We start from the raw sequence: 24,695 nt of genomic DNA, 5'->3' as shown, positions 1-24,695 counted from the left end.
CTCCGCAGGGGGTAACTACCCACATCCGGCGCCCTTCTGAGGGTACCCGGTCGGACCGAGTACAAGGGGATTTCAAGCCTCTTCTGCCGTCCGAATCAAGGGAGTTGAGACCACCCGATCAGGTCATCGCGCAGCTCAAAGGGGGCAAACACAGATGTACCCCCAACCGTCCACGATTGGGGGTACACCAGGGTGTTGCGGGGGTGTCAGACCTGCACCGTCCGCGGTTTGTACGAGGGTCGCCCCGACTCGTACGCGGCGATGTCCGGCTCGTTCTGAAGCGTGATGCTGATGTCGTCCAGGCCGTTCAGGAGACGCCAGCGGGCGTTCTCGTCGAGTTCGAAGTCGGCGGTCACGCCCTCGGCGCGGACTTGGCGATCCTGCAGGTCAACGGTGATTTCGGCCTGCGGGTCGTTCTCGGTCAGCTCCCAGAGCGCGTCCACGACCTTCTGGTCGAGTACGACGGTCAGCAGGCCGTTCTTCAGCGAGTTGCCGCGGAAGATGTCGGCGAAGCGCGAGGAGATGACCGCCTTGAAGCCGAAGTTCTGCAGCGCCCATACGGCGTGCTCGCGCGAGGAGCCCGTACCGAAGTCGGGCCCCGCGACCAGGACCGTGGCGCCCTGGCGTTCGGGCTTGTTCAGGACGAACTCGCCGTCCTTGCGCCAGGCCTCGAAGAGCCCGTCCTCAAATCCGTCCCTGGTGACCTTCTTCAGCCAGTGGGCGGGGATGATCTGGTCGGTGTCGACGTTGCTGCGGCGCAGCGGAACGGCCCGGCCGGTGTGCGTGGTGAATGCTTCCATGGCTCTCAGACTCCGGCTGTCACAGGGGCGTCAGGGGCGTCAGTCAGGTCGGCGGGCGAGGCCAGGTGGCCCGTCACCGCGGTGGCGGCGGCGACCTGGGGCGACACCAGATGGGTGCGGCCGCCCTTGCCCTGCCTGCCCTCGAAGTTGCGGTTGGAGGTCGACGCGGAGCGCTCGCCGGGCGCCAGTTGGTCGGGGTTCATGCCCAGGCACATCGAGCAGCCGGCGTGCCGCCATTCGGCGCCCGCGGCGACGAAGACCTTGTCCAGGCCCTCCGCGACGGCCTCCAGGGCGACCCTGACCGAGCCGGGGACGACCAGCATCCGTACGCCGTCGGCGACTTTGCGGCCCTCGACGATGGAGGCGGCCGCACGCAGGTCCTCGATACGGCCGTTGGTGCACGAACCTACGAAGACGGTGTCGACCTTGATGTCGCGCAGCGCCTGTCCCGCGGTCAACCCCATGTATTCCAGGGCCTTTTCGGCGGCGTACCGCTCCGACGCGTCTTCGTACGAAGCAGGATCGGGGACCTGCGCCGAGAGCGGCGCGCCCTGGCCCGGGTTGGTGCCCCAGGTGACGAACGGCGCGAGCTCGGTGGCGTCGATGTAGACCTCGGCGTCGAAGACCGCGTCCTCGTCCGTCTTCAGGGTCTTCCAGTACGCGACCGCCGCGTCCCACTCCTCGCCCTTCGGGGCGTGGTCGCGGCCCTCGATGTAGTCGAAAGTGGTCTTGTCGGGGGCGATCATGCCCGCGCGGGCGCCGGCCTCGATCGACATGTTGCAGATGGTCATGCGGGCTTCCATCGAGAGTTTCTCGATGGCGGAGCCGCGGTACTCCAGGACGTAGCCCTGGCCGCCGCCGGTGCCGATCTTGGCGATGATGGCGAGGATCAGGTCCTTGGCCGTGACGTCGTCGGGCAGTTCGCCGTCGACGGTGATGGCCATGGTCTTCGGCGGGGCCATCGGCAGCGTCTGGGTCGCCAGGACGTGCTCGACCTGGGAGGTGCCGATGCCGAACGCCAGCGCGCCGAAGGCACCGTGCGTGGAGGTGTGGGAGTCGCCGCAGACCACGGTGGTGCCGGGCTGGGTCAGGCCCAGCTGCGGGCCCACCACGTGGACGACGCCCTGCTCGACGTCGCCCAGCGAGTGCAGACGTACGCCGAACTCCGCGCAGTTCTTGCGCAGCGTCTCCAACTGCACCCGCGAGACCGGGTCCGCGATGGGCTTGTCGATGTCGAGGGTCGGGGTGTTGTGATCCTCGGTCGCGATGGTGAGGTCGAGCCGCCGCACCGGCCGGCCGGCCTGACGGAGGCCGTCGAAGGCCTGCGGGCTCGTCACCTCGTGCAGCAGGTGCAGATCGATGAAGAGGAGGTCGGGCTCGCCTTCGGCGCGCCGGACGACGTGGTCGTCCCAGACCTTCTCCGCGAGTGTCCTACCCATCGCTTTCCCTCCGACCGGCTGTGTTGGGCCGGCCCAACTAGAGAATTGTTCGTCCACGCCCGTACCCCTCGTGCCGTGCGTGGACCGCTTTCCGTTGGTCCGCGGATCGCACGTCCCAGGGTGACGTGTTCCATCGAAAATTGAACTTGCGTTTCACAGAGTGAGACGCGAGTATCGACGCATGGACAACTCTAGCGGCGTCGGCGTTCTCGACAAGGCGGCTCTCGTCCTGAGCGCCCTGGAGTCCGGTCCGGCCACCCTCGCGGGCCTGGTCGCGGCCACCGGACTCGCACGACCCACGGCACATCGCCTCGCCGTGGCACTGGAACACCACCGGATGGTGGCGCGCGACATGCAGGGCCGTTTCATTCTCGGCCCGCGGCTCGCGGAACTCGCGGCGGCGGCCGGCGAGGACCGCCTGCTCGCCACGGCGGGCCCGGTCCTCACGCACCTGCGTGACGTGACGGGCGAGAGCGCGCAGCTCTATCGCCGCCAGGGCGACATGCGCATCTGCGTCGCCGCTGCCGAGCGCCTCTCGGGCCTGCGGGACACGGTCCCGGTCGGCTCGACGCTCACGATGAAGGCGGGCTCGTCCGCGCAGATCCTGATGGCCTGGGAGGAGCCGGAGCGCCTGCACCGCGGCCTCCAGGGCGCCCGCTTCACGGCCACGGCCCTTTCGGGCGTACGCCGCCGGGGCTGGGCCCAGTCGATCGGCGAGCGGGAGCCGGGCGTCGCGTCCGTCTCCGCCCCCGTGCGCGGGCCCTCGAACCGCGTGGTCGCCGCCGTATCGGTCTCCGGGCCGATCGAGCGCCTGACCCGCCACCCGGGCCGGATGCACGCGCAGGCCATCATCGACGCCGCGGGGCGCCTGTCCGAGGCCTTGCGCCGCACGGGCTGACCCGCACGCGCACGGGCCGACCCCGCGCCCGCACGCACGCACAGACAGCACACAGAACGCCCGAGGGGCCGCCTCAACGCCGCGGCGGCCCCTCGGGCGTTTTTCTGTCGCCCCCCCCCGCGTCCTCAGGCCATCTTGAGGCGGTCCGCGGCCCTGTCTCCCCTGCGGCCCACCGGCACCACACCGACGGCCGCACCCAGGCCGAACTCCGGCATGTTGATGTACACCGCCTCATGGGCGCCCTCGGGCACGACATACGTCTCGTGCCAGAAGCCGACCTTCCCCTTGCCCTCCTGCATCCGCCGGTTGAACGCGGCCCAGGCGGGCCGGTGCTCCTTGCCCTGCGCGGACGCGTAGGCGAGCAGCTTCTCGGACGACTCCCAGTACTGCACGACGTACAGGACCCGCGCCCCGCCGAGCAGCAGTTGATAGCCGAGCATCCCGCTCTCGCGGTCCTGGGACAGCTCCTTGAGCATCCGCGGCATCGCGCGGAAGACGGGCCACCAGCTGCGCAGGGCACGGAAGTTGTTGATGCGCATCCCGATGTTGAAGACGGTGACCTGGCCCTGCGCGTCGGCTGTCATGCGCCCTTCGATCGGCTTGGTGCTCACGATGGTTCCCCCTTCAGAGAGCGTTGGATAGCTCAGCTATCCATGATTGGATAGTGCCACTCCCCAAGGGGATAAGCAACAGGGATCCGCAAGAGGCAAGAAGCAAGAGGAGAAGTGAGCCGATGAGACTGGCGGAGCTCAGCACGCGCAGCGGGGTCTCGACGGCCACGATCAAGTACTACCTGCGCGAGGGCCTGCTCCCGCCGGGCCGCCGCGTGAGCGCGACGCAGGCCGAGTACGACGAGACACACCTGCGGCGGCTTCGCCTCGTCCGGGCGCTCATCCAGGTGGGGCGGGTGCCGATCGCGTCCGCCCGGGAGGTGCTCACCGCGCTGGAGGACGACTCCCTTGACCACAACTCCCGTCTGGGCACGGCGGTCTGGGCGCTCCCCCACGGCCCCGAGCCGGACGCCGACGATCCGGCGACGGAGACGGCACGCCAGACGGTGGACGCCCTCCTCGACCGGCTCGACTGGCGTTTCAGCCAGGGGTACGGACCCGATTCACCGGCGTACGGCATGCTCGTGACCGCGGTCGGGACGCTCGCCCGGCTCGGATACCCCTGCACAGTGGACGACTTGGCGCCGTACGCGCGCTCCGCCGGTCAACTGGCCGTTGCCGACTTGGACTTGGTGGAGCGTCACGAGTCGCCCGACGAACAGCTGGAGGCGGCGGTCGCCCTCACCGTGCTGTACGAGCCGGTCCTGCTGAGCCTGCGCAGGCTCGCCCAGGCCGAGGAGTCCAACCGCCGCTACGGGCAGGAGAATTGACCCGCCCGCCCCGCCCGACCTGCCGGGGCACGACGAAGGGGCCCTCCCTTGCGGGAAGGCCCCTTCTTCTGTACCCCCGACCGGATTCGAACCGGCGCTACCGCCTTGAGAGGGCGGCGTGCTAGGCCGCTACACAACGGGGGCTAGCTTGTCCTGCTGCACTGCTTTGTCCTGCTGTACTGCGCTGGGCTACCAGGACTCGAACCTAGAACAACGGAACCAGAAACCGTCGTGTTGCCAATTACACCATAGCCCACTGTGGTCTAGACCAGCTAGACCCTGCGTACCCCCGACCGGATTCGAACCGGCGCTACCGCCTTGAGAGGGCGGCGTGCTAGGCCGCTACACAACGGGGGCCCTAGCGATCCTGCATCGGTAGCAGTGGGTGCGACCCTGACTGCTTCCATGGGAAGGATCTGTACCCCCGACCGGATTCGAACCGGCGCTACTGCCTTGAGAGGGCAGCGTGCTAGGCCGCTACACAACGGGGGCGTTGCAGATAAGCTCTGCGAGCTGGCCTACCAGGACTCGAACCTAGACTAACGGAACCAGAAACCGTCGTGCTGCCAATTACACCATAGGCCATCGATACGCAACCCCTTGCGGGAGTTTTGCTCGACTTGCGCTTCCTGTTCGGACCTTTCGGCCTTCTCGGGCGGCGCAGGAAGAACATTACCCGAAGGTGGACGGCGCTCCAAAACGGGTATCGGCGCGGAGCAGCGGCGGCAGCTCGGTGAGACGCGTGATGCGGTGCACGCCCGACGGGCCTTCCTGGGCCGCGCTGTTGCGGTCGAGCCAGATCCCGAGAAGACCCGCGTCACGGGCGCCTCGTGCGTCGATCTCCGGCTGGTCCCCCACGTAGGCCACTTCCTCGGGCGCGAGCCCCATCGCCGTGCACACCGCGAGGAAGGCCTCAGCCGCAGGCTTGGAGACGCCGAGTTCGGCGGCGCACAGGACGGACTCGAAGCGGTCGCGCACACCGAGGACGCGCAGCTTGCGGTCCTGGACGATCAGGGCGGAGTTGGACAGGACCGCGTGGCGGTAGTCGTCGGCGAGGGCGTCGAGGACGGGGACGGTGTCGGGGAAGAGGGTCCAGGCGGATTCGTAATGTGTGAGGTAACGCTCGAACCAGGCGTCCGCCTCCTGGTCGCTCAGGACGGCACCCAGGAAGTCGCGCACGCGGTCGCGGCGCTGCGCCTGGAACTCGACCCCTCCGGCGCTGAAGCGTGCCCAGTGGCGCTCGGTGACCTCTTTCCACAGGTCCAGGGCGCGCTCGGCGGTCTCGTACCGCTCGATGAGGCCTTCGGCGGTGAGGTGGGCGTGCATGCCGGTGGTGTCGGCGTGCGCGTAATCGAAGATCGTGTCGTCGATGTCCCAGACCACGGCTTTGATCGGCATGTCTTCGACGGTATGCGAAGGGCCCGGGAGCCGTGGTGGCTTCCGGGCCCTTCGTTCTGAACGTACGTACTTACGCGGCCAGCTTCGCCAGGGCCGCGTCGATGCGGGTCAGCGACTTTTCCTTGCCCAGGATCTCCAGGGACTCGAAGAGGGGCAGGCCGACCGTGCGGCCGGTGACTGCGACGCGGACCGGGGCCTGGGCCTTGCCGAGCTTCAGGCCGTGCTCCTCGCCGGCGGCCAGGACGGCCTCCTTGAGGGACTCGGGCGAGGTCCAGTCGGCGGCGTCGAGCTTGGCGCGGGCCGTCGTCAGGAGCGCGGCAGGGTCGCCCTTGCCCATGGCCTTCGTCCAGGACGCCTCGTCCTCGACGGGCTTGTCGAGGAAGAGGAAGTCCACGTTCTCCGTGATCTCGGAGAGGACCTTGATGCGGGTCTGGGCGTGGGGCGCGATGGCTTCCCAGGCCGCCTGGTCGAAGCTCTCGGGGACCCAGTTGGCGTGCGGGGCCTTCAGCCACGGCTCGCACGCCGTCGCGAACGCCTTCACGTCCAGCATGCGGATGTGGTCGGCGTTGATCGCCTCGGCCTTCTTCAGGTCGAAGCGGGCCGGGTTGGCGTTCACGTCCGCGAGGTCGAACTTGGCGACCATGTCCGGGATCGAGAAGACGTCCTGGTCCGCGGAGAACGACCAGCCCAGGAGGGACAGGTAGTTAAGGAGGCCCTCGGGGAGGAAGCCTCGCTCGCGGTAGAGGTTGAGCGAGGCCTGGGGGTCGCGCTTGCTCAGCTTCTTGTTGCCCTCGCCCATGACGTACGGGAGGTGGCCGAAGGCCGGGGTCACCTTGGCGATGCCCAGGTCGGTCAGCGCCTTGTAGAGCGCGATCTGGCGCGGGGTCGAGGAGAGCAGGTCCTCGCCGCGCAGGACGTGGGTGATCTCCATCAGGGCGTCGTCGACCGGGTTCACCAGGGTGTAGAGCGGTGCTCCGTTGGCGCGGACGATGCCGTAGTCCGGGACGTTCTCCGGCTGGTACGTGATCTCGCCGCGGACCAGGTCCGTGAACGTGATCGTCTCGTCGGGCATGCGGAAGCGGACGATGGGCTTGCGGCCCTCCGTCTCGTACGCGGCACGCTGCTCGGTCGTGAGGTCGCGGCAGTGGCCGTCGTAGCCGGACGGCTTGCCGGCGGCGCGCGCGGCCTCGCGGCGGGTGTCCAGCTCCTCTGTGGAGCAGTAGCAGTAGTACGCGCGGCCGGCGTCCAGGAGCTTCTTGGCGACGTCCTGGTAGATGTCCATGCGCTGCGACTGGCGGTACGGCGCGTGCGGGCCGCCGACCTCGGGGCCCTCGTCCCAGTCGAAGCCCAGCCAGCGCATCGAGTCGAGCAGCTGCTCGTACGACTCCTCCGAGTCGCGAGCCGCGTCGGTGTCCTCGATGCGGAAGACCAGGGAGCCCTCGTTGTGCCGGGCGTAGGCCCAGTTGAAGAGAGCGGTGCGGACCAGGCCCACGTGGGGGTTGCCGGTCGGCGAGGGACAGAACCGTACGCGTACGGGGGTCGCGTTAGCCACGCTTGATCACCTTGTTGGTGAGAGTGCCGATGCCTTCGATGGTGACGGCGACCTCGTCGCCGACGTTGAGGGGGCCGACCCCTGCCGGGGTGCCCGTGAGGATGACGTCGCCCGGGAGCAGCGTCATGGCCTCGGAGATGTGCACGATCAGGTCCTCGATGGAGCGGACCATCTCGGCCGTACGCCCCAGCTGGCGCTGTTCGCCGTTGACCGTGCACTGGATGGTGAGGTCGGAGGGGTCGAGGTCGGTCTCCACCCAGGGGCCGAGCGGGCAGGAGCTGTCGAAGCCCTTGGCCCTTGCCCACTGGTTCTCGCGCTTCTGTACGTCACGCGCGGTGACGTCGTTGGCGCAGGTGTAGCCGAGGATGACGTCACGGGCGCGCTCGCGCGGGACCTCGCGGCACATGCGGCCGATGACCACGGCCAGCTCGGCCTCGTAGTGCACCTCCTGCGAGAAGGAGGGGTACGCGATGGCGTCGCCGGGGCCGATCACCGAGGTCGACGGCTTGAAGAACGCGACGGGGACGTCCGGGACCTCGTTGCCGAGTTCCGCCGCGTGGTCCGCGTAGTTGCGGCCGATGCCCACGACCTTGTTGGGGAGCACCGGAGGCAGCAGCCTGACCTTGCTCAGCGGGACCTTCGTGCCGGAGAGCTCGAAGTCCGCGAACGGGATGCCCTTGATGATGTCGAGGACGAGCCCATCGGTCGTTCCGGGGGGGCTTTCGCCCTCGACCGCGCCGAAGGCGACGTTGCCGTCGATGGAGAACCTGGCGATGCGCAAGAGCGGTGCCCTTTGCTGGAGGGAGAGTCTGACCCCCCAGGCTAACGTGGCCGTGTGCCGCCAAGCCTCCTGTGGCCCCGCGGCTTCGCCCGCCGCGATCGCGCCTGAGCGCTCGTCCTCAATCGCCGGACGGGCTTGATCATCCTCAGGCCGCCGACGGGCTGGATTCCTCCGGCGCGTCCATCAGGATCGTGCGCTTCGGGTTGGCCGTCACCGTCGGCAGTTCCGTCGCGTGGTCCGGCTGCTCGGCGGCCGGGGCGACCTCCTGCGCGTCCGTGAGGTGGGCGAGGGTGGTGCGGCGCGGGTTGGCTATGTTGCGGAACATCGCCGACTTCACAGTCTTCATCTGCTGTTCGTGCCCTGTCAGTTGAGGCGTCGTACGGAGGACGCGGGTTGTCGGATTCGCCATCCCTGTAAAGCGTCAGGCTAAACATCCAATTCCCGCCCAAAGCCCGGATGAGGCCTTGATCTTCATGTGAGTTTGCTCACGAGCGACCGGGCAAAAGGGTCAATTCAGGCCCGTGTAGGCCTTGTTGGAATCGGACATTGCGCCACTGAAGCCATCATTCCGCTCCCGATCATGAAGACTGGGACACCCGTCAGCCAGAGCTTTCCTGGGCCCAATAGACCGTTTTGCCCCAGATCACTTTCTACCGCTCGTGACGCGTCACTCACACCCAGTCACGGAGGTCCCGGCGCGACACACGGGCCTTGTTGGAGATCCTGCACTGTGCTGGAATTCCCGGGACCGCCGCGGGATCGAACCGGCGCGCAGGGGCGCAACGCAGCGCCGAGTGGCGGCGGGAAAGGGGAGCAGCGCCGGTCACTCACGACCACCATGGGGCGTTCTGCGCCCCACGACGCCGACACCGTCCCGCCGTTATGCGGAGGGACGCCTGGTCCAGAGGTTGCGACGCTAGTGCAGGGACGTTTCAAGAGGGATGGCAGCAGCGCTGCGGCGGAGCCGGAGCGCGGCGGGACCGACCGCGGCTCCTCGGCCCAGCACGCCCAGAACCCCGGGCAGGTACCGTCCGGCGACAACGGCCCCGGAGCCGTGCGCGGAGCCGGCGGCGTGAGTCTGCCCACGGCCTCCCCGGCATCGGGCAGTACGACGGGCACCGTGAAGTCGCCCACAGGACCCGGCTCGCGAATAGCCCTGCGCAACTGGCGCATCTCCACCCGCCTCGTCTCGCTGCTCGCGCTCCCCGTGATCACAGCGACCTCCCTGGGCGCGCTCCGCATCAACGAGTCCATGGACGAGATCCAGCAGCTCAACAACATGAAGCTGCTGACCGACATGACCAAGCGCGCCACCGAGCTGGCCTCCGCGCTCCAGGAGGAGCGCGACCGCTCGGCAGGCCCCCTCGCGCACGGCGCGAACTCCTCGGACTACGTGGTCAAGGGCGCCCGGCAGAAGACCGACCGCGCCTACAACCGCTTCCTGCAGGAGACGCAGGACCTCGACAACACCGACGGCGACAAGGGTCTCCTCGGCGTCCGCGCCAACACCGTCGAGATCACCCAGCAGCTCCAGAAGATCAACGACGTACGCAAGAACGCCTACGACGACGAGAACTCCACGTCGCAGACGGTCGATGCCTACAGCCAGCTCATCGAGCAGCTGCTCACCCTGTCCTCGGACATGGCGCAGGCGACCAGCAATCCGGACATGATCCAGCGCACCCGCGCCCTGACGGCCTTCTCCTCCGCCAAGGAGTACGCCTCGGTGCAGCGTGCCGTGATCGCTGCCTCGCTCCCAGCCGGTGACAACACCTTCGGTAAAATCTCCGAGACCGACCGGCGCTACGGCTGGTCCGCGCTCGACAAGGAGAACTCCGAACTGGATGCCTTCAAGGGCATCTACTCGGGCAATCCCGACGAGCTCACCAAGCCCATCGACGGCGGCAACTCCTCCATCAAGGGCGCCGACTCCTACGCCAAGCGTGTGCTTGAGCAGGAGGGCGGCATCAAGCTCCAGGACAAGCGCTCGTACAAGGACTGGGTCGACAACGACACCACCAAGATCGACGCGATGTCCAAGATCGAGCTCACGCTGCTCAACGAGATGGAGCAGAAGGCCCGAGAGCTGCGCAACGAGTCCGAGCAGGCGGCCATCCTCAACGGTGCGCTGATCCTGCTCGTCCTCGGTGTCTCGCTCGTCGGCGCCTTCGTCGTGGCCCGGTCCATGATCCGCTCGCTGCGGCGCCTCCAGGACACCGCGACCAAGGTCGCCCAGGACCGGCTGCCCGAGCTCGTCAAGCAGCTCTCCGAGGCCGACCCGCAGGACGTCGACACCTCCGTCGAGTCCGTCGGTGTGCACTCCAGGGACGAGATCGGCCAGGTGGCCGCGGCCTTCGACGACGTGCACCGCGAGGCCGTCCGCCTCGCCGCCGAGCAGGCGTTGCTGCGAGGCAACGTCAACGCGATGTTCACCAACCTGTCGAGGCGTTCGCAGGGTCTTATCCAGCGCCAGCTCTCGCTCATCTCCGAGCTGGAGTCGCGCGAGGCCGACCCCGACCAGCTCTCCTCGCTGTTCAAGCTCGACCACCTCGCGACCCGCATGCGCCGTAACGGCGAGAACCTCCTCGTTCTCGCCGGTGAAGAGCCCGGCCGCCGGTGGACCCGGCCCGTCCCGCTCGTCGACGTGCTGCGTGCCGCCGCGTCCGAGGTGGAGCAGTACGAGCGCATCGAACTCTCCGCGGTCCCGACGACCGAGGTCGCCGGACGCGTGGTCAACGACCTCGTGCACCTGCTCGCCGAGCTCCTGGAGAACGCGACGTCGTTCTCCTCGCCGCAGACCAAGGTCAAGGTCACCGGTCACGCGCTGCCCGACGGGCGTGTGCTGATCGAGATCCACGACACGGGCATCGGCCTCTCGCCCGAGGACCTCGCCGCGATCAACGAGCGGCTCGCGTCGCCGCCCACCGTGGACGTCTCGGTCTCGCGCCGCATGGGTCTGTTCGTGGTCGGCCGTCTGTCGCAGCGTCACGGCATCCGCATCCAGCTCCGTCCTTCGGACTCCGGCGGTACGACCGCGCTCGTCATGCTGCCCATCGATGTCGCCCAGGGCGGCAAGAAGGCGCCGAACAAGCCCGGTGCGCCCGCCCCCGGCCAGAGCGGTGGCCCCGTCGCCGCGCAGGCCTCGGCGGGTGCCGCTGCCGCGCGTCGCGGAGTCGGCGCCGGGAACGGTGGCGGAAACGGTGCGCCCGGCTCGGGTCCCGCGGGCTCCCAGGGCAGGCTCGGCGCCGGTCCGCCTCGTGGTCAGGTCACGGGCTCGGGGCCGCGTGCCGCACTGCCTTCGCGCGACGGGGGGCCGCGTGCCGGTTCGCCGTCCGCTCCGGCGGGCCCGTCGGGTCAGCAGCCTCCCCGGCAGGGACAGCCCGGCCAGGGCGCCTCGGCCGGTACCGGTGGCAGTCTCTTCGGGGGCGGGCAAGGCGGACAGGGTGGACAGGCCGGGCAGGGTGGTGGTCGCGGTCAGGCTTCCGCGCCGCAGCCTCCCGTGCCCCAGCAGCGTACGAACCCGGTGAACCCCGCAGGTCCCGCGAAGCCCTCCGGACCCGCGAACGACGCCGGGGGCCAGGGGCACAGGCCGCAGCTGCCGCCGCGCGGTGGTCCGCGTGCCGAGCTTCCCGGGGGCAACCCGCAGCCGCGCGTGCCCAGTTGGAGCGACGAGAACGCGCAGCCGCAGATCTCGCGGGAGCCGTTCGACACCCCGCGTGGGCACGAGGAGCCGGAGTCCACCGGACAGTTCCCGCACCCCGCGGCCGGCGCCTCCGCGCAGGGCCCCGGTTCGACCGCCGAGTTCGCCCGGCCGGACTTCAACGGGCCGCCGCCCGGTACGGGTTCGCCGCAGCAGGGCGGCCAGGGCCAGCAGGGCACCGGGCAGTTCGTCCGCCCGGACGTCTTCGGCGGCCAGGACTCCTCCTCGTCCTCCGGTACGGGGCAGTTCCAGCGTCCCGGCACCAGCGCCCCCGGCTACAACAACGGCGGTACGCCGGGTGCCGGTGCCCCGCAGCAGCAGCGCGGTGGCCGTGACGCGGGCGACGCGCCTGGGCGTGGTCAGGGTCCGGCTCAGGGTCAGGGTCCGGCTCAGGGTCAGGGCCCGGGTCAGGGTCAGGGTCAGGGCCCGGGTCAGCAGGGCCTCCCGCCGGTTCCGCAGCAGCCCTCCCAGCCCCAGCAGCCCGTACAGCCGGAGGGCCTGCCGCCCGCCGGTCCCGGTGACGGCCGTACCCCGCTGTTCGACACGCTGGAGACCAACTGGTTCCAGCAGCAGCAACAGCAGCAGCAAGGGCACCAGCCGCCCCAGGGCAGCGCCCCCGAGCAGCAGCAGCCCCAGCGGCCGCAGCGCCCGCAGGCCTCGTCGCCCTCCTCGCCCCTCCCGTCGAGGCCGCAGGCACAGAGGCCGCAGGCACAGCAGCCGCAGAACCCGGCCGCTCCCCAGCGGCCGGCCCCCGCCTCCAACGGCACCGGCGGCGGAACCGGCGGCAACGTCACGAACGGCAGCGCCGCATCCTGGCGCACCTCGCCCAACGACGAGCTGGGCCGCCAGGCCGAGCGCGTCCGGCAGCCGTCCGCCGGTGGCGTCACCACGTCCGGCCTGCCGCGCCGCGTACCGCGAGCCAACCTCGTCGCGGGCACCGCACAGCAGCAGCAGGACAGCACAGGTCCGCAGGTCTCGCGTGCGCCCGACGACGTGCGCGGCCGGCTGACGAATCTCCGTCGGGGCATCCAGCAGGGTCGCCAGGCCGGTACCGGCCAGACCGGCAGCTACCCCACTCACCAGCAGGAGCGTTAGTTGAGTCCGAGCCAGGCGGCACAGAATCTGAACTGGTTGATCACGAACTTCGTGGACAACACCCCCGGGGTGTCCCACACCGTCGTGGTCTCCGCCGACGGCCTCCTTCTGGCGATGTCCGAGGGCTTCCCGCGTGACCGCGCCGACCAGCTGGCCGCGGTCGCGTCGGGTCTGACCTCCCTCACCGCCGGGGCCTCGCGGATCTTCGAGGGCGGCGCCGTCACCCAGACCGTGGTGGAAATGGAGCGGGGGTTCCTTTTCCTCATGTCGGTCTCCGACGGTTCGTCCCTGGCCGTGCTCGCGCACCCCGAGTGCGACATCGGCCTTGTCGGATACGAGATGGCGCTCCTCGTCGACCGCGCGGGCGCCGTCCTCACCCCGGACCTCCGCGCCGAACTGCAGGGCAGCCTGCTGCACTAGCTCTTCTCCATCGGCCGCCCCACCGACCGAACGTACTGACCACCGTCCGGCCAACCTGGTGCCCCCCACCGGCTCTATCAGACGGCACGCAGACCACCTGCTGTCCCGCCCGGAGGATCCATGACCCCGCCCAACGCCTCTCACGATCCGTACGGCTCTCAGGCGTCGTACGGCTATGAAGGCGACCAGCCGCTGGTGCGTCCTTACGCGATGACCGGCGGCCGGACCAGGCCCCGCTACCAGCTCGCGATAGAGGCGCTGGTGAGCACGACGGCCGACCCGGCCCAGCTGATGGGACTGCTCCCCGAGCACCAGCGCATCTGCCACCTCTGCCGCGAGGTCAAGTCGGTGGCCGAGGTGTCGGCTCTGCTCTCCATGCCGCTCGGCGTGGCCCGGATCCTCGTGGCCGACCTGGCCGAGGCCGGGCTCGTCGCCATTCACCAGCCCGGCGGCGACGAGAACGCCGGCGGTCAGCCTGACGTGACACTGCTCGAAAGGGTGCTCAGTGGACTTCGCAAGCTCTAGCAGCGGCGGAGGCCGCTCCACCACCAGCGCGAAGATCGTGGTGGCTGGCGGCTTCGGCGTCGGCAAGACCACGTTCGTGGGCGCGGTCTCCGAGATCAACCCGCTGCGCACCGAGGCCGTCATGACGTCCGCGTCCGCGGGCATCGACGACCTCACCCACACCGGGGACAAGACCACCACCACGGTGGCCATGGACTTCGGCCGCATCACCCTGGACCAGGACCTGATCCTGTACCTCTTCGGTACTCCCGGTCAGGACCGCTTCTGGTTCATGTGGGACGACCTCGTACGCGGCGCCATCGGCGCCGTGGTGCTCGTCGACACCCGCCGTCTCGCCGACTGCTTTCCGGCCGTCGACTACTTCGAGAACAGCGGTCTGCCCTTCGTCATCGCGCTCAACGGCTTCGACGGCCACCAGCCGTACACCCCCGATGAAGTGCGCGAAGCTCTCCAGATCGGTCCCAACACGCCGATCATCACCACCGACGCGCGACACCGTGCGGACGCAAAGAGCGGCCTGATCACGCTGGTCGAGCACGCACTTATGGCACGACTCAAGTAGACGAGGCAGTACGGCAGTTGCCGTAGATTCCACAGAGCGGTCTGTGTCCTTTGACACGGATGACCGCTCTGTTCATAACGTTTCGACAGAGAATTCGCCGGGCGCCGCCACGCGTCGCGGTCGTCCGGTGTCGCTGTGCGCACAAGAGCCCCGCCTTTTGGCGGGGCTCGCTCTATTTGACCGTTTTATCTGAGGCTTACACCACTCGGAACCAGCGCTTCTCACTGTTTGGTAGAGGACCCCCTGACGTGCTGGAATGCGCTGAACTGCCCAGTAGCACGGGCCTTGGAGACGACAGCGGGACCGGTGTAGGTCCCGCCGCCGAGAGGTTGTTGGTCGAGTGAGGCGAAGCAAGACGAGCCCCGCACCGCCGCATACGCGGGACACGCGGGGCAACTTCACCCCGCCGCCGCGCACAGCGGCGTCCCCCACCGATGTGCAGGGCATGGAGCCGCCGGCCCCCACCGGCGGCAGAATGTCCCCGCGCAACTGGCGCGTGCCGACCCGCCTGAACGCGATCCTCCTGATACCCGTGCTCGTCGGCCTCGTCATGGGCGGCTTCCAGGTCAAGGGCTCGATCGACACCTGGAGCGAAGCCCAGGACGCCGAGAACACGGCCCGCCTCGTGCAGGCCTCGCTGAACTACGGCAACCGCCTCATCGAAGAGCGCGACATCTCCGCCGCCCCGCTGCTGCGCGGCGACAAGAACAACCCGGCCGTCGTGAAGGCCCGCAAGGCCACCGACAAGGCCGGCGACGAGTTCGACGCCGCCGCCGAGAACATGCCGCAGAAGGAAGGCCTCAAGCGCCGCCTTGACGGCTTCCACAAGGTGGAGCCGGGCCTCCAGTCCCTGCGCCAGGCCGCGTACACCTCCAAGCTCTCCGGCGCGCAGACCGAAGAGGGCTACGTCGCCATCCAGCACCCCCTGATGGAGTTCGCCAACGAGCTCGGTCTGGGCACCGGAAACATCACCAGCTACGGCCGCACGGTCTACGCCATCTCACTGACCAAGGCCGCGCTCTCCCTCGAGCGCTCCATCGGCATGCACCTGCTGGTCAAGCCGGGCCCCACCGCGAGCAGCTTCGGCAAGCAGAAGGTCGCGCTCTCCTCGTACGCCTACCTCGAGGGCATCGCCATCGAGGAGTACACGGGCGGTGGCACCCCCGAGGACGTCGCCAAGCTCGAGGCCGCCAAGAAGAAGCTGAAGGCGGACGGCGAGAAGCAGGCCAAGCAGGCCGCCGCGGCCGCGAAGGCCCAGGGCAAGACGTTCGTCCCGCCGCCGTCCCCCGAGGACATGGTCTCGGCCATCGCGACGCTGCCGAGCACGCAGCCCAGCGCCCGCGTCACGCTCGCAGGCAAGGGCGTCACCAAGGAAGCCTGGTGGGCGACCACGTCCGCCAAGTTCGACGCGTACCGGACCATCGAGTCCGACCTCGCCGACAAGGCCGTGACCGAGGCGTCGGACATCGCGTCCAACGCCCAGCGCAACGCCTACATCACCGGCGCCATCGTCGTGATCGCCCTGCTCGCCGCCTTCATCCTGGCCGGGATGATGGCCCGCCAGATGTCCAAGGCGATGCGCCAGCTGCGTACGGCCGCCTTCGGCATCGCCGAGCAGCGCCTGCCGATGCTGGTCGACCAGCTCTCGCGTACGGACCCGGGCCGCGTCGACACCCGCGTACAGGCCATCCCGATCAACTCCACGGATGAGATCGGCGAGGTCGCCCGCGCCTTCGACCAGGTGCACCGCGAGGCCGTGCGGCTCGCCGCCGAGCAGGCACTGCTCCGTGGCAACATCAACGCGATCTTCACCAACCTCTCGCGCCGCAACCAGTCCCTGATCGAGGGCCAGCTGACCCTCATCACCGACCTGGAGAACAACGAGGCCGACCCGGACCAGCTGGAGAGCCTCTTCCGCCTGGACCACCTGGCGACCCGTATGCGACGCAACGGCGAGAACCTCCTGGTCCTCTCCGGCGAGGAGCCCGGCCGCCGCTGGGACCAGCCGGTCCCGCTGGTCGACGTCCTGCGCGCCGCCTCCTCCGAGGTGGAGCAGTACGAGCGCATCGAGCTCTCCGGCGTCCCCGAGGCCGAGATCCACGGCCTCGCCGTGACCGACCTCGTGCACCTGCTCGCCGAGCTCCTGGAGAACGCCACCACGTTCTCCTCGCCGCAGACCAAGGTCCGCGTCACCGCGACCCGTCTTCCCGACGGCCGCGTCATGGTCGAGATCCACGACAAGGGCATCGGCCTCACCGCCGAGGACTTCGCGGACATCAACCACAAGCTGGCCAACCCGCCGACGGTGGACGCCGCGATCTCCCAGCGCATGGGTCTGTTCGTGGTCGGCCGCCTCTCCGACCGGCACGGCATCCGCGTCCAGCTGCGCCCCTCGGGCGAGCAGGCGGGCACGACCTCGCTCGTCATGCTCCCGGACGGGATCACGCACGGTGGCGGTGGCGAACACCAGCTGCCCGAGTCCGAGTTCACGGTCTCCTCGATCATGCCGGAGCAGCAGGCCCCGGAGCAGCCCGCCTTCAACCACCAGCCGATGCGCACGGCGGCCGAACTGGGCTTCGACGACAGCCGTTACAACGGCGACGCCGTCGACTCCCCTGATCTCGACCCCGTGGGCCGCTCGCTGATGCGTGAGGAGCGGCGTGCCGCCCTGGAGGCGCAGGCGCAGTCCGGTGACGGCCGTCCGCTCTTCCGCGACGAGGTGGACCCGCAGCAGGGCTTCGACCAGCAGCAGGGCGGTTACGAGCCCGCGTACGACCAGCAGGCCCCGGTGTACGACGAGTACAACCAGGGTCAGGCCGTGCAGCCGGCGTACGACGAGACGTACTACCCGGCGCAGGACGGCTACCAGGACGCCCCCTATACGGAGGCCGGTCACGACGATCACGCCGCTCGTACGGGTGCCGTGTCCGAGCCCTTCGTGGCCTACCCGGACCGCTCTCACCAGGACGACTGGCCGACGCGTGACGGATACGAGAGCAACTCTGGCTCGTATCAGGCCGAGTACTCCCCGGAAGCGGAATCTGGTCCGGCGGCTCCCGCGAACGGCGCCGAGCGCGTAGGCTTCGACCGTCCCGGGCCGGCTCCGTCCGCAGTCCACGACACGACCGCCGCGGGTCTCCCGCGCCGAGGCGGAGCCGGTGCGAACGGCAACGGCAGCGTTCCGGCCCCGGCCCCGACCGGCGACGCGTTCGGCAACAACGACGACAGCAGCTGGCGTACGTCCAACGACGACCGCTGGCAGCGCGCCGAGTCCCTGAAGGAGCCCAAGGCGGGTGGGGTCACCCCGTCCGGTCTCCCGAAGCGGGTGCCCAAGGCCAATCTGGTCGAGGGCACGGCGGAACAGACCCCACAGGGCGGCCCTCAGGTCTCCCGCGACCCCGAGGACGTTCGGGGTCGGCTGAGCAACCTGCGCCGCGGCGTCCAGCGGGGACGCAGCGCAGGCAGTGACACCACGAATGGCCAGGGCCTCGGCCCTGACAGCACCTACAACCAGGAGCGTTAGTGTGAGCCCGATGAGCCAGGCGGCGCAGAACCTGAACTGGTTGATCACCAACTTCGTGGACAACACCCCTGGGGTGTCCCACACGGTGGTGGTCTCCGCCGACGGACTCCTTCTGGCGATGTCCGAAGGCTTCCCCCGCGACCGGGCCGACCAACTGGCGGCCGTCGCATCCGGTCTGACCTCCCTCACCGCCGGGGCCTCCCGGATCTTCGAGGGCGGTTCCGTGACCCAGACCGTTGTGGAGATGGAGCGAGGATTTCTCTTCCTCATGTCCATCTCCGACGGCTCCTCGCTGGCCGTCCTCGCCCACCCCGATGCGGACATCGGTCTCATTGGGTACGAGATGGCACTTCTTGTCGACCGTGCCGGGACCGTTCTCACGCCCGACCTGCGTGCGGAGCTGCAGGGGAGCCTTCTCAACTAGTAGACGTACGGTGCGTTTTCGCGTCCCGTGGCCGTAAGGTTTCGGGACGCGGCTCCAGAATGATGGTGCCCGGCACAGTCGGAGGAGGAGTACGTGGCAGGCTCAGGAACACCCCCGGACGGTTCGTCATCGGCCAACTGGTCGCCTGGTCACGGCCAGGGGCAGGGACCGCACGACGGGGCGCCGAACCGATACAACTTCCCCTCCGCGCCCAGCCAGCACCGCAGGCCCTACCAGCAGCCGCAGCAGCCGGGCCCCCGCCAGAGCCCGTACGAGCAGCCTCACACCCCCAGGATCCAGCCAGTGCAACCACAGCGACGCGCCCCGGAACCGGCGCCCGCCGGTGCTGCGAGCAACCCCCTGGTGCGCCCGTACGCCATGACGGGCGGCCGCACCAGGCCCCGCTACCAGCTCGCCATCGAGGCGCTGGTGCACACCACCGCCCAACCGCACCAGTTGCAGGGCCAGTTGCCCGAGCATCAGCGCATCTGCAACTTGTGCCGCGAAATCAAGTCAGTGGCCGAAATCTCGGCACTGCTCACCATCCCCCTCGGCGTCGCCCGGATCCTCGTAGCCGACCTGGCGGAGGCCGGACTTGTCGCCATCCATCAGCCGGGCGGCGACGAGTCCGCCGGCGGCCAGCCAGACGTGACACTGCTCGAAAGGGTGCTCAGTGGACTTCGCAAGCTCTAGCGGCGGAGCAACAGCCCGCTCCACCACTTCCGCGAAAATCGTGGTGGCGGGCGGCTTCGGCGTGGGCAAGACCACGTTCGTCGGGGCGGTCTCTGAGATCAACCCGCTGCGCACCGAGGCCGTCATGACGTCCGCGTCCGCGGGCATCGACGACCTCACCCACACCGGGGACAAGACGACCACCACGGTCGCCATGGACTTCGGCCGCATCACCCTGGACCAGGACCTGATCCTGTACCTCTTCGGTACGCCGGGGCAGGACCGCTTCTGGTTCATGTGGGACGACTTGGTCCGCGGCGCGATCGGCGCGGTGGTCCTCGTGGACACCCGCCGCCTCGCCGACTGCTTCCCGGCCGTCGACTACTTCGAGAACTCGGGCCTGCCCTTCGTCATCGCCCTCAACGGCTTCGACGGCCACCAGCCGTACACGCCGGACGAGGTGCGCGAGGCGCTGCAGATCGGCCCGGACACTCCCATCATCACGACGGACGCGCGGCATCGCGCGGACGCGAAGAGCGCGCTGATCACGCTCGTGGAACACGCGCTGATGGCACGGCTGCGGTAGCAGTAGCAGTAGCAGTAGCAGTCCTTGCCGGTACTCCGAGGGGCCTCGCACCGTCAGGTCGGTGCGGGGCCCCTCGCGTCTGCCTGTCTGCGCGTCTGCCTGGGGGCGGGGGGCGGGGGCTTCGCCGGACCGGTGGCGTTGCTTGGGCGCCGGGGCCGCCCGGTTGTCCTGAGGTTGGCGGTTCCGGGCCGGGAGTAAAGGGCGCTCCGCTGCGCTACGCGTCGGCTGCGCCGATTCCGCTTCGCTCCACCCTTGACACCCGCCCCTCCACCGCGCGAGGGAAGACGACCGGACGGCCCAAGGGGCGAGACTCTCGACCACTCCCGTCGGGCCGTCCGGCATTCCTGCCGAGTGCGGACTGGTTCTTCCGGCGTGACCGGCACGGGGAGAAGGGCGGGCGCCCGGTCCGCAGCCGCTCCGGGAATCGATGCCGGTCTCGTCAAGCGTCTACCGACCGGATCGTCGGGGGTGGCCGCCAGAGGGAGGGGCGCGCGATCGCGCGGGGTGGTGGGGTGCCGGTCTCGTCAAGCGTCTGCCGACCGGATCTTTCGGGGCGGATGGGAGGGTCGTCACGGGCGGGGTGGGTTAGCGCGTGGCTCGCTGAACGGATTGCAAGAAAGTCCCACGACACGCCGGGCAGGAGGCGGGGGCAGCGGGATTCTCCTGCAATCCACACGCGCGGGGCGCCGGGCGACGGAGCCCGGGCGGCGGGGCACCTACTTTGGCGAAGTTGCGTTCTGGCAGAAGGGGGGCGCACGCGCTACGTAACGCGCCTTCTCGGAATTAGGTGCCGGACCCCCACCCCTCGCACCCCTCGGGCCAGTCGCACCCCTCGGGCCAGTCGGGGCAACTGGCCATCGCCAGCCGCAAGCTGCCGCGCTGCCTGCATCCGGTCGATCGGCCGGTCGGTCGGCGGACGCCTGACAAGACCGTCACCCCTCCCCGATGCAGCCGCGCACCCTCTCCCCCACCGGCCACCCCCGACGATCCGGTCGGCAGACGCTTGACGAGACCCGCATCGATTCCCGGGGCAGCCGCGCACCGCATCCCGTGACGGTGCCCTCGACGAACCAGTCCGCACCCGGCAGGAAAGCGGGATGGTCTGACGGGAGTGGTCGAGAGTCCCGCCCCTTGGGCCGTCCGGTCGTCTTCCCTCGCGCGGTGGAGGGGCGGGTGTCAAGGGTGGAGCGCAGCGGAATCGGCGCAGCCGACGCGTAGCGCAGCGGAGCGCCCTTTACACCCGGCCCGGAACCGCCAACCTCAGGACAACCGGGCGGCCCCGGTCACCGATTCAGCCCCCGGGGCGCCGGAGCTCCAACTCCCTCCCGGGTGCAGGGCGACGGCAGCGGGCACGGCTCCGTCGCTGCGGGGAACGCAGCAGGGCCCCGCACCAGGAGTGGTGCGGGGTCCTGTTGGGTGCCGTGAGGCGGGGGCTCAGCCCTGCCAGCTGTGCGGGGCGCGGAAGCCCGGGGTGCGCTCCAGGCGGCGCCAGCCGGCCTTGTCGCGGCCTCGGCGGGGCGCGGGCGCCTGCGCGGTGGCGGCGGCGCTACGGGCCAGCAGGATCGCCGTGATGGCGGCGACCTCTTCGGGCTCGGCGTGGCCCTTCTCGACGCGGATGTCGGGAGTGTTCATGTGCAGCGTTCTCCTTGTGGGCTACTGCAGGAATTACTGCGGCGGGTTGCCGTGCTTGCGGGACGGCAGATCTGCGTGCTTGTTGCGGAGCATCGCGAGGGAGCTGATGAGCACCTCGCGGGTGGCGGCGGGGTCGATGACGTCGTCGACCAGGCCTCGCTCGGCGGCGTAGTAGGGGTGCATCAGCTCGGCCTTGTACTCCTTGACCATCTTCTGCCGCATGGCCTCGGGGTCCTCGGCCGCCGCGATCTGCCGACGGAAGATGACGTTGGCGGCGCCCTCGGCGCCCATCACCGCGATCTCGTTCGTCGGCCACGCATAGGTCAGGTCCGCGCCGATGGACTGGCTGTCCATGACGATGTACGCGCCGCCGTACGCCTTGCGCAGGATGAGGGAGATGCGGGGCACCGTGGCGTTGCAGTACGCGTACAGGAGCTTCGCGCCGTGCCGGATGATCCCGCCGTGCTCCTGGTCCACGCCCGGCAGGAAGCCGGGTACGTCGAGGAGCGTGATGATCGGGATGTTGAAGGCGTCGCACATCTGGACGAAGCGGGCCGCCTTCTCGGAGGCCTCGATGTCCAGGACCCCGGCCAGCGACTGCGGCTGGTTGGCGACGATGCCCACCACCTTGCCGTCCAGGCGGGCCAGTGCGCAGATGATGTTGCGGGCCCAGCGCTCGTGGACCTCCAGGTAGTCGCCGTCGTCGACGAGCTCCTCGATCACCTTGGCCATGTCGTACGGGCGGTTGCCGTCCGCCGGGACCAGGTCGAGCAGGACGTCCGAGCGGCGGTCCGCCGGGTCGTCCGACTCGTGGGTGGGCGGGTTCTCGCGGTTGTTCGAGGGCAGCATCGAGATGAGGTAGCGGACCTCGGCGAGGCAGGTCTCCTCGTCGTCGTACGCGAAGTGGCACACGCCCGACGTCTCGGCGTGCACGTCCGCGCCGCCCAGACCGTTCTGGGAGATCTCCTCGCCGGTCACCGCACGCACCACGTCCGGGCCGGTGATGAACATCTGCGAGGTCTCGCGGACCATGAAGACGAAGTCCGTCAGGGCGGGCGAGTATGCGGCGCCGCCCGCGCACGGGCCCAGCATCACCGAGATCTGCGGGATGACACCCGAAGCCTTGGTGTTGCGCTGGAAGATCCCGCCGTACCCGGCGAGCGCCGAGACGCCCTCCTGGATACGGGCTCCCGCGCCGTCGTTCAGCGACACCAAGGGCGCGCCCGCCGCGATGGCCATGTCCATGATCTTGTGGATCTTCGTCGCGTGCGCCTCGCCCAGCGCGCCGCCGAAGATGCGGAAGTCATGGGCGTACACGAAGACCGTGCGCCCCTCGACCGTGCCCCAGCCGGTGATCACACCGTCCGTGTACGGCTTCTTCGCCTCCAGGCCGAAACCGGTCGCCCGGTGCCGACGCAACTGCTCGACCTCCTGGAACGAACCCGCGTCCAAAAGCAGCTCGATCCGCTCGCGTGCGGTCAGCTTGCCCTTGGCGTGCTGGGCCTTCGTCGCCTTCTCACTCGGGCCGCGCAGTGCCTCGGCACGGATCGCGTGCAGCTCGGCCACGCGCCCACGCGCGTCGGTGGGCTCGCCGTCGGGAGAAGAAGCGGTGTCGTCCAAAACGGTCATGTAGTGACCTTACGAAGCGGGCCCATAGAAACGGACCGTCGACTCTGAACAGTCTCCGGCCCGTTTTCCTGGCACCCCCGAACAGAAGGTGACTCCAGTGCGCCCGAAGTGACTGTTCAGAGGGCCGCCGCGCTGTAGGAATTCCACAAAGGTTCGCGTGAGAGACACCTCACACCGTCAAGGTGGTTGAATGTTGAACTGAATCGCGTTAGAGTCATTCTCGTTGAACATTCAACAGATACATCCCCCGTAGCTCGCAGCTCGGCTTCCCGGTCGCAGCTCGTCCCCAAGGAGCAGTCATGGGTCTCTTCGGCCGCAAGAACGAAACCGCCACTTCCTCCGCCCCCGCCACGATGTCCGCCCCGGTCAACCCGGATCTGGCCGCCCTGACCGGCGAGTACGCGATCGACCCCTCGCACACGTCGATCGGCTTCGTCGCCCGCCACGCCATGGTCACGAACGTCAAGGGATCCTTCACCGACGTCGCCGGCACGCTGCACCTGGACGGCACCGACCCGTCCGGCTCGACGGCCTCCATCGACATCAAGATGGAGAGCATCGACACCGGCAGCGCCGACCGCGACGGTCACCTGAAGAGCTCGGACTTCTTCAAGATCGACGAGTTCCCGGAGATGACGTTCCGCTCCACCAAGGCCGAGGCGCTGGGCGGCGACGACTATCGCATCACCGGTGACCTGACGATCCTCGGCACCACGAAGCCGCTGGCTATCGACCTCGAGTTCAACGGCTCGGCCACGGACCCCTTCGGGAACGAGCGGGTCGGCTTCGAGGGCAAGGCGGAGATTCTCCGCTCGGAGTGGGGCCTCACGTGGAACGCGGCGCTGGAGACGGGTGGGGTGCTTGTCTCCGACAGGATCAAGCTGAGCTTCGACATTTCCGCGATTCGTTCTGGCTCCTGAGCCCTGGGGCGACTTCTGGGCCGCCGCTTCGCGGCGGATGCTTTCCCGCCCACCCACCCGATTGCCCCGTAGTGCCAAGGGGTGGGGTGGGTGGGCGGCTTGGTTTTCGTTGCGAGTGCTTGGCGCCCGGGGCGAGTGGCCTTCGCCGTATCCATCTGTCCGGTATCTCTCCGGGCCCCTCTGCTCCTCCTATACCGTTCGGCCGTGCCTGAGTTCATACAGCAACTGCCCGCCCTGATAGGCGTGATCGTCGGTGCGCTCGGTTCGTATCTGGCTATCACCCGCGGCGATCGGGCCCGCTTCCAGCGGGAGCAGGCCGCCCGTTGGGAGGAGCGGCGCCTCGCCGTCTACGGCGACTACGCCCGCGTGGTGAAGCAGACGGTCACGCTCACCTACCGCGTCGCGGCCCACCTCGGCAACGACCCGCACCCGCACTCCCTGTCCCCCGAAGAAGCGGCGCCCCATCTGGCGGAGGCCGCCATCGCGCGGGATCCGGCCGGTGAGGCGCTGTTGATGCTCGGTACGCCGGACGTGGTGGACAAGGCGCGGGTCTGGGTCCTCACCGTCATCGAGATGGAGCGCTTCCTGCGCGAGGACATCCGGGACCCCGACGCCTGGTCCACCCTCCTGGAGCGTCAGCGCACCTCGCGCGAGGGCTACTACCAGGCGGTGCGGCGCGACTTGGCGCTCCCGCCGGGGCATTCGGGGAGCTGGCCCGTCTCGCCGCCGCAGGGCGTTTGAGTCACCGCTTGCCTTAG

21 protein-coding genes and 5 tRNA genes are annotated in these 24,695 nt (G+C 69.2%); 12 read left to right on the top strand and 14 right to left on the bottom strand.

Annotated elements, in window-relative coordinates; genetic code table 11:
• Positions 1-206: 206 nt before the first annotated feature.
• Together leuD and leuC are read right to left on the bottom strand one after the other, a co-directional pair.
• Positions 207-800 (bottom strand): 3-isopropylmalate dehydratase small subunit, encoded by a 594-nt coding sequence (gene leuD, locus E5671_RS32445; protein ID WP_160507418.1) that lies wholly within the window; start codon positions 798-800, stop codon positions 207-209.
• 5 nt (positions 801-805) lie between these two features.
• Positions 806-2,239, bottom strand: coding sequence for a 3-isopropylmalate dehydratase large subunit (leuC, locus tag E5671_RS32440; protein ID WP_160507417.1), 1,434 nt, complete (start codon positions 2,237-2,239; stop codon positions 806-808).
• A 181-nt stretch (positions 2,240-2,420) separates the two neighbouring features.
• On the opposite strand from leuC, the gene ndgR reads away from it, so the two are divergent.
• Positions 2,421-3,137, top strand: a complete 717-nt coding sequence (gene ndgR / locus E5671_RS32435; RefSeq protein ID WP_053137572.1) for an IclR family transcriptional regulator NdgR — start codon at positions 2,421-2,423, stop codon at positions 3,135-3,137.
• A 125-nt stretch (positions 3,138-3,262) separates the two neighbouring features.
• Here the strand turns inward: ndgR and E5671_RS32430 are convergent, their stop codons facing one another.
• Positions 3,263-3,721, bottom strand: coding sequence for a DUF4188 domain-containing protein (locus E5671_RS32430; protein WP_160510549.1), 459 nt, complete (start codon positions 3,719-3,721; stop codon positions 3,263-3,265).
• Positions 3,722-3,870: 149 nt separating this feature from the next.
• Here E5671_RS32430 and E5671_RS32425 point away from each other — a divergent pair, with 149 nt between their 5' ends.
• On the top strand, positions 3,871-4,518 hold the full coding sequence (locus tag E5671_RS32425) for a MerR family transcriptional regulator (RefSeq protein ID WP_160507416.1): 648 nt from the start codon (positions 3,871-3,873) through the stop codon (positions 4,516-4,518).
• Positions 4,519-4,589: 71 nt separating this feature from the next.
• Here E5671_RS32425 and E5671_RS32420 read toward each other — a convergent pair.
• The 9 genes from E5671_RS32420 to E5671_RS32380 all read right to left on the bottom strand — a co-directional run bounded on the left by E5671_RS32420 (position 4,590) and on the right by E5671_RS32380 (position 8,595).
• Positions 4,590-4,662, bottom strand: a tRNA-Glu gene (locus tag E5671_RS32420).
• A 40-nt stretch (positions 4,663-4,702) separates the two neighbouring features.
• Positions 4,703-4,774, bottom strand: a tRNA-Gln gene (locus E5671_RS32415).
• 28 nt (positions 4,775-4,802) lie between these two features.
• Positions 4,803-4,875 (bottom strand) — tRNA-Glu (locus E5671_RS32410).
• Positions 4,876-4,937: 62 nt separating this feature from the next.
• Positions 4,938-5,010 (bottom strand) — tRNA-Glu (locus E5671_RS32405).
• A gap of 21 nt (positions 5,011-5,031) precedes the next feature.
• Positions 5,032-5,103 (bottom strand) — tRNA-Gln (locus E5671_RS32400).
• A gap of 87 nt (positions 5,104-5,190) precedes the next feature.
• Positions 5,191-5,916 carry an HAD family hydrolase gene (locus tag E5671_RS32395; protein WP_160507415.1) on the bottom strand — a complete coding sequence of 242 codons (726 nt, stop codon included), beginning with the start codon at positions 5,914-5,916 and terminating at the stop codon, positions 5,191-5,193.
• Between the two features lie 70 nt (positions 5,917-5,986).
• Entirely contained in the window at positions 5,987-7,468 is a 1,482-nt protein-coding gene (gene gltX, locus E5671_RS32390) for a glutamate--tRNA ligase (protein ID WP_160507414.1), read from the bottom strand.
• Entirely contained in the window at positions 7,461-8,249 is a 789-nt protein-coding gene (locus E5671_RS32385) for a fumarylacetoacetate hydrolase family protein (RefSeq protein ID WP_160507413.1), read from the bottom strand. The genes gltX and E5671_RS32385 overlap by 8 nt, the downstream gene beginning before the upstream one ends.
• Before the next feature lie 145 nt (positions 8,250-8,394).
• The gene (locus tag E5671_RS32380; RefSeq protein WP_160510548.1) at positions 8,395-8,595 is read right to left on the bottom strand and encodes a hypothetical protein; all 201 of its coding nucleotides are present in this window, start codon (positions 8,593-8,595) and stop codon (positions 8,395-8,397) included.
• A gap of 573 nt (positions 8,596-9,168) precedes the next feature.
• On the opposite strand from E5671_RS32380, the gene E5671_RS32375 reads away from it, so the two are divergent.
• The 8 genes from E5671_RS32375 to E5671_RS32340 all read left to right on the top strand — a co-directional run bounded on the left by E5671_RS32375 (position 9,169) and on the right by E5671_RS32340 (position 19,756).
• Complete coding sequence (locus E5671_RS32375; protein WP_336605900.1) at positions 9,169-13,044, top strand: sensor histidine kinase; 3,876 nt, start codon at positions 9,169-9,171, stop codon at positions 13,042-13,044.
• Complete coding sequence (locus E5671_RS32370; protein ID WP_098244998.1) at positions 13,045-13,464, top strand: roadblock/LC7 domain-containing protein; 420 nt, start codon at positions 13,045-13,047, stop codon at positions 13,462-13,464.
• Between the two features lie 120 nt (positions 13,465-13,584).
• A complete protein-coding gene (locus E5671_RS32365; RefSeq protein WP_160507411.1) occupies positions 13,585-13,989 on the top strand; it encodes a DUF742 domain-containing protein in 405 nt (134 codons plus the stop codon).
• Positions 13,970-14,551, top strand: coding sequence for an ATP/GTP-binding protein (locus E5671_RS32360; protein ID WP_160507410.1), 582 nt, complete (start codon positions 13,970-13,972; stop codon positions 14,549-14,551). The genes E5671_RS32365 and E5671_RS32360 overlap by 20 nt, the downstream gene beginning before the upstream one ends.
• A gap of 340 nt (positions 14,552-14,891) precedes the next feature.
• Positions 14,892-18,074 carry a nitrate- and nitrite sensing domain-containing protein gene (locus tag E5671_RS32355; RefSeq protein WP_160507409.1) on the top strand — a complete coding sequence of 1,061 codons (3,183 nt, stop codon included), beginning with the start codon at positions 14,892-14,894 and terminating at the stop codon, positions 18,072-18,074.
• 10 nt (positions 18,075-18,084) lie between these two features.
• Positions 18,085-18,498 (top strand): roadblock/LC7 domain-containing protein, encoded by a 414-nt coding sequence (locus E5671_RS32350; RefSeq protein ID WP_135330751.1) that lies wholly within the window; start codon positions 18,085-18,087, stop codon positions 18,496-18,498.
• A gap of 93 nt (positions 18,499-18,591) precedes the next feature.
• A complete protein-coding gene (locus E5671_RS32345; protein WP_160507408.1) occupies positions 18,592-19,191 on the top strand; it encodes a DUF742 domain-containing protein in 600 nt (199 codons plus the stop codon).
• Positions 19,172-19,756, top strand: a complete 585-nt coding sequence (locus E5671_RS32340) for a GTP-binding protein (RefSeq protein WP_030361923.1) — start codon at positions 19,172-19,174, stop codon at positions 19,754-19,756. Before E5671_RS32345 ends, E5671_RS32340 begins: the two co-directional genes overlap by 20 nt.
• A gap of 1,434 nt (positions 19,757-21,190) precedes the next feature.
• Here the strand turns inward: E5671_RS32340 and E5671_RS32335 are convergent.
• A complete protein-coding gene (locus E5671_RS32335) occupies positions 21,191-21,388 on the bottom strand; it encodes an acyl-CoA carboxylase subunit epsilon (protein WP_160507407.1) in 198 nt (65 codons plus the stop codon).
• Positions 21,389-21,421: 33 nt separating this feature from the next.
• Positions 21,422-23,017, bottom strand: a complete 1,596-nt coding sequence (locus E5671_RS32330; protein ID WP_160507406.1) for an acyl-CoA carboxylase subunit beta — start codon at positions 23,015-23,017, stop codon at positions 21,422-21,424.
• A 299-nt stretch (positions 23,018-23,316) separates the two neighbouring features.
• Here E5671_RS32330 and E5671_RS32325 point away from each other — a divergent pair, with 299 nt between their 5' ends.
• Entirely contained in the window at positions 23,317-23,937 is a 621-nt protein-coding gene (locus E5671_RS32325) for a YceI family protein (protein WP_160507405.1), read from the top strand.
• A gap of 204 nt (positions 23,938-24,141) precedes the next feature.
• The gene (locus tag E5671_RS32320) at positions 24,142-24,678 is read left to right on the top strand and encodes a hypothetical protein (RefSeq protein WP_160507404.1); all 537 of its coding nucleotides are present in this window, start codon (positions 24,142-24,144) and stop codon (positions 24,676-24,678) included.
• Positions 24,679-24,695: the final 17 nt, after the last annotated feature.

It is taken from the genome of Streptomyces sp. BA2 (genome assembly GCF_009769735.1).
In the GTDB taxonomy this organism is placed as follows: domain Bacteria; phylum Actinomycetota; class Actinomycetes; order Streptomycetales; family Streptomycetaceae; genus Streptomyces.
Note: the sequence above shows the minus strand (reverse complement) of the source record. Positions and strands in the feature narration are given on the sequence as shown.

Bases quoted from the DNA above. Each gene is read 5' to 3' on its own strand.
- E5671_RS32350 (WP_135330751.1), top strand. From the start codon at position 18,085: ATGAGCCAGGCGGCGCAGAACCTGAACTGGTTGATCACCAACTTCGTG.
- E5671_RS32425 (WP_160507416.1), top strand. From the start codon at position 3,871: ATGAGACTGGCGGAGCTCAGCACGCGCAGCGGGGTCTCGACGGCCACG.
- E5671_RS32430 (WP_160510549.1), bottom strand. From the start codon at position 3,721: ATGACAGCCGACGCGCAGGGCCAGGTCACCGTCTTCAACATCGGGATG.
- E5671_RS32330 (WP_160507406.1), bottom strand. From the start codon at position 23,017: ATGACCGTTTTGGACGACACCGCTTCTTCTCCCGACGGCGAGCCCACC.
- leuC (WP_160507417.1), bottom strand. From the start codon at position 2,239: ATGGGTAGGACACTCGCGGAGAAGGTCTGGGACGACCACGTCGTCCGG.
- E5671_RS32380 (WP_160510548.1), bottom strand. From the start codon at position 8,595: ATGAAGACTGTGAAGTCGGCGATGTTCCGCAACATAGCCAACCCGCGC.
- leuD (WP_160507418.1), bottom strand. From the start codon at position 800: ATGGAAGCATTCACCACGCACACCGGCCGGGCCGTTCCGCTGCGCCGC.
- E5671_RS32395 (WP_160507415.1), bottom strand. From the start codon at position 5,916: ATGCCGATCAAAGCCGTGGTCTGGGACATCGACGACACGATCTTCGAT.
- ndgR (WP_053137572.1), top strand. From the start codon at position 2,421: ATGGACAACTCTAGCGGCGTCGGCGTTCTCGACAAGGCGGCTCTCGTC.
- E5671_RS32335 (WP_160507407.1), bottom strand. From the start codon at position 21,388: ATGAACACTCCCGACATCCGCGTCGAGAAGGGCCACGCCGAGCCCGAA.
- E5671_RS32365 (WP_160507411.1), top strand. From the start codon at position 13,585: ATGACCCCGCCCAACGCCTCTCACGATCCGTACGGCTCTCAGGCGTCG.
- E5671_RS32325 (WP_160507405.1), top strand. From the start codon at position 23,317: ATGGGTCTCTTCGGCCGCAAGAACGAAACCGCCACTTCCTCCGCCCCC.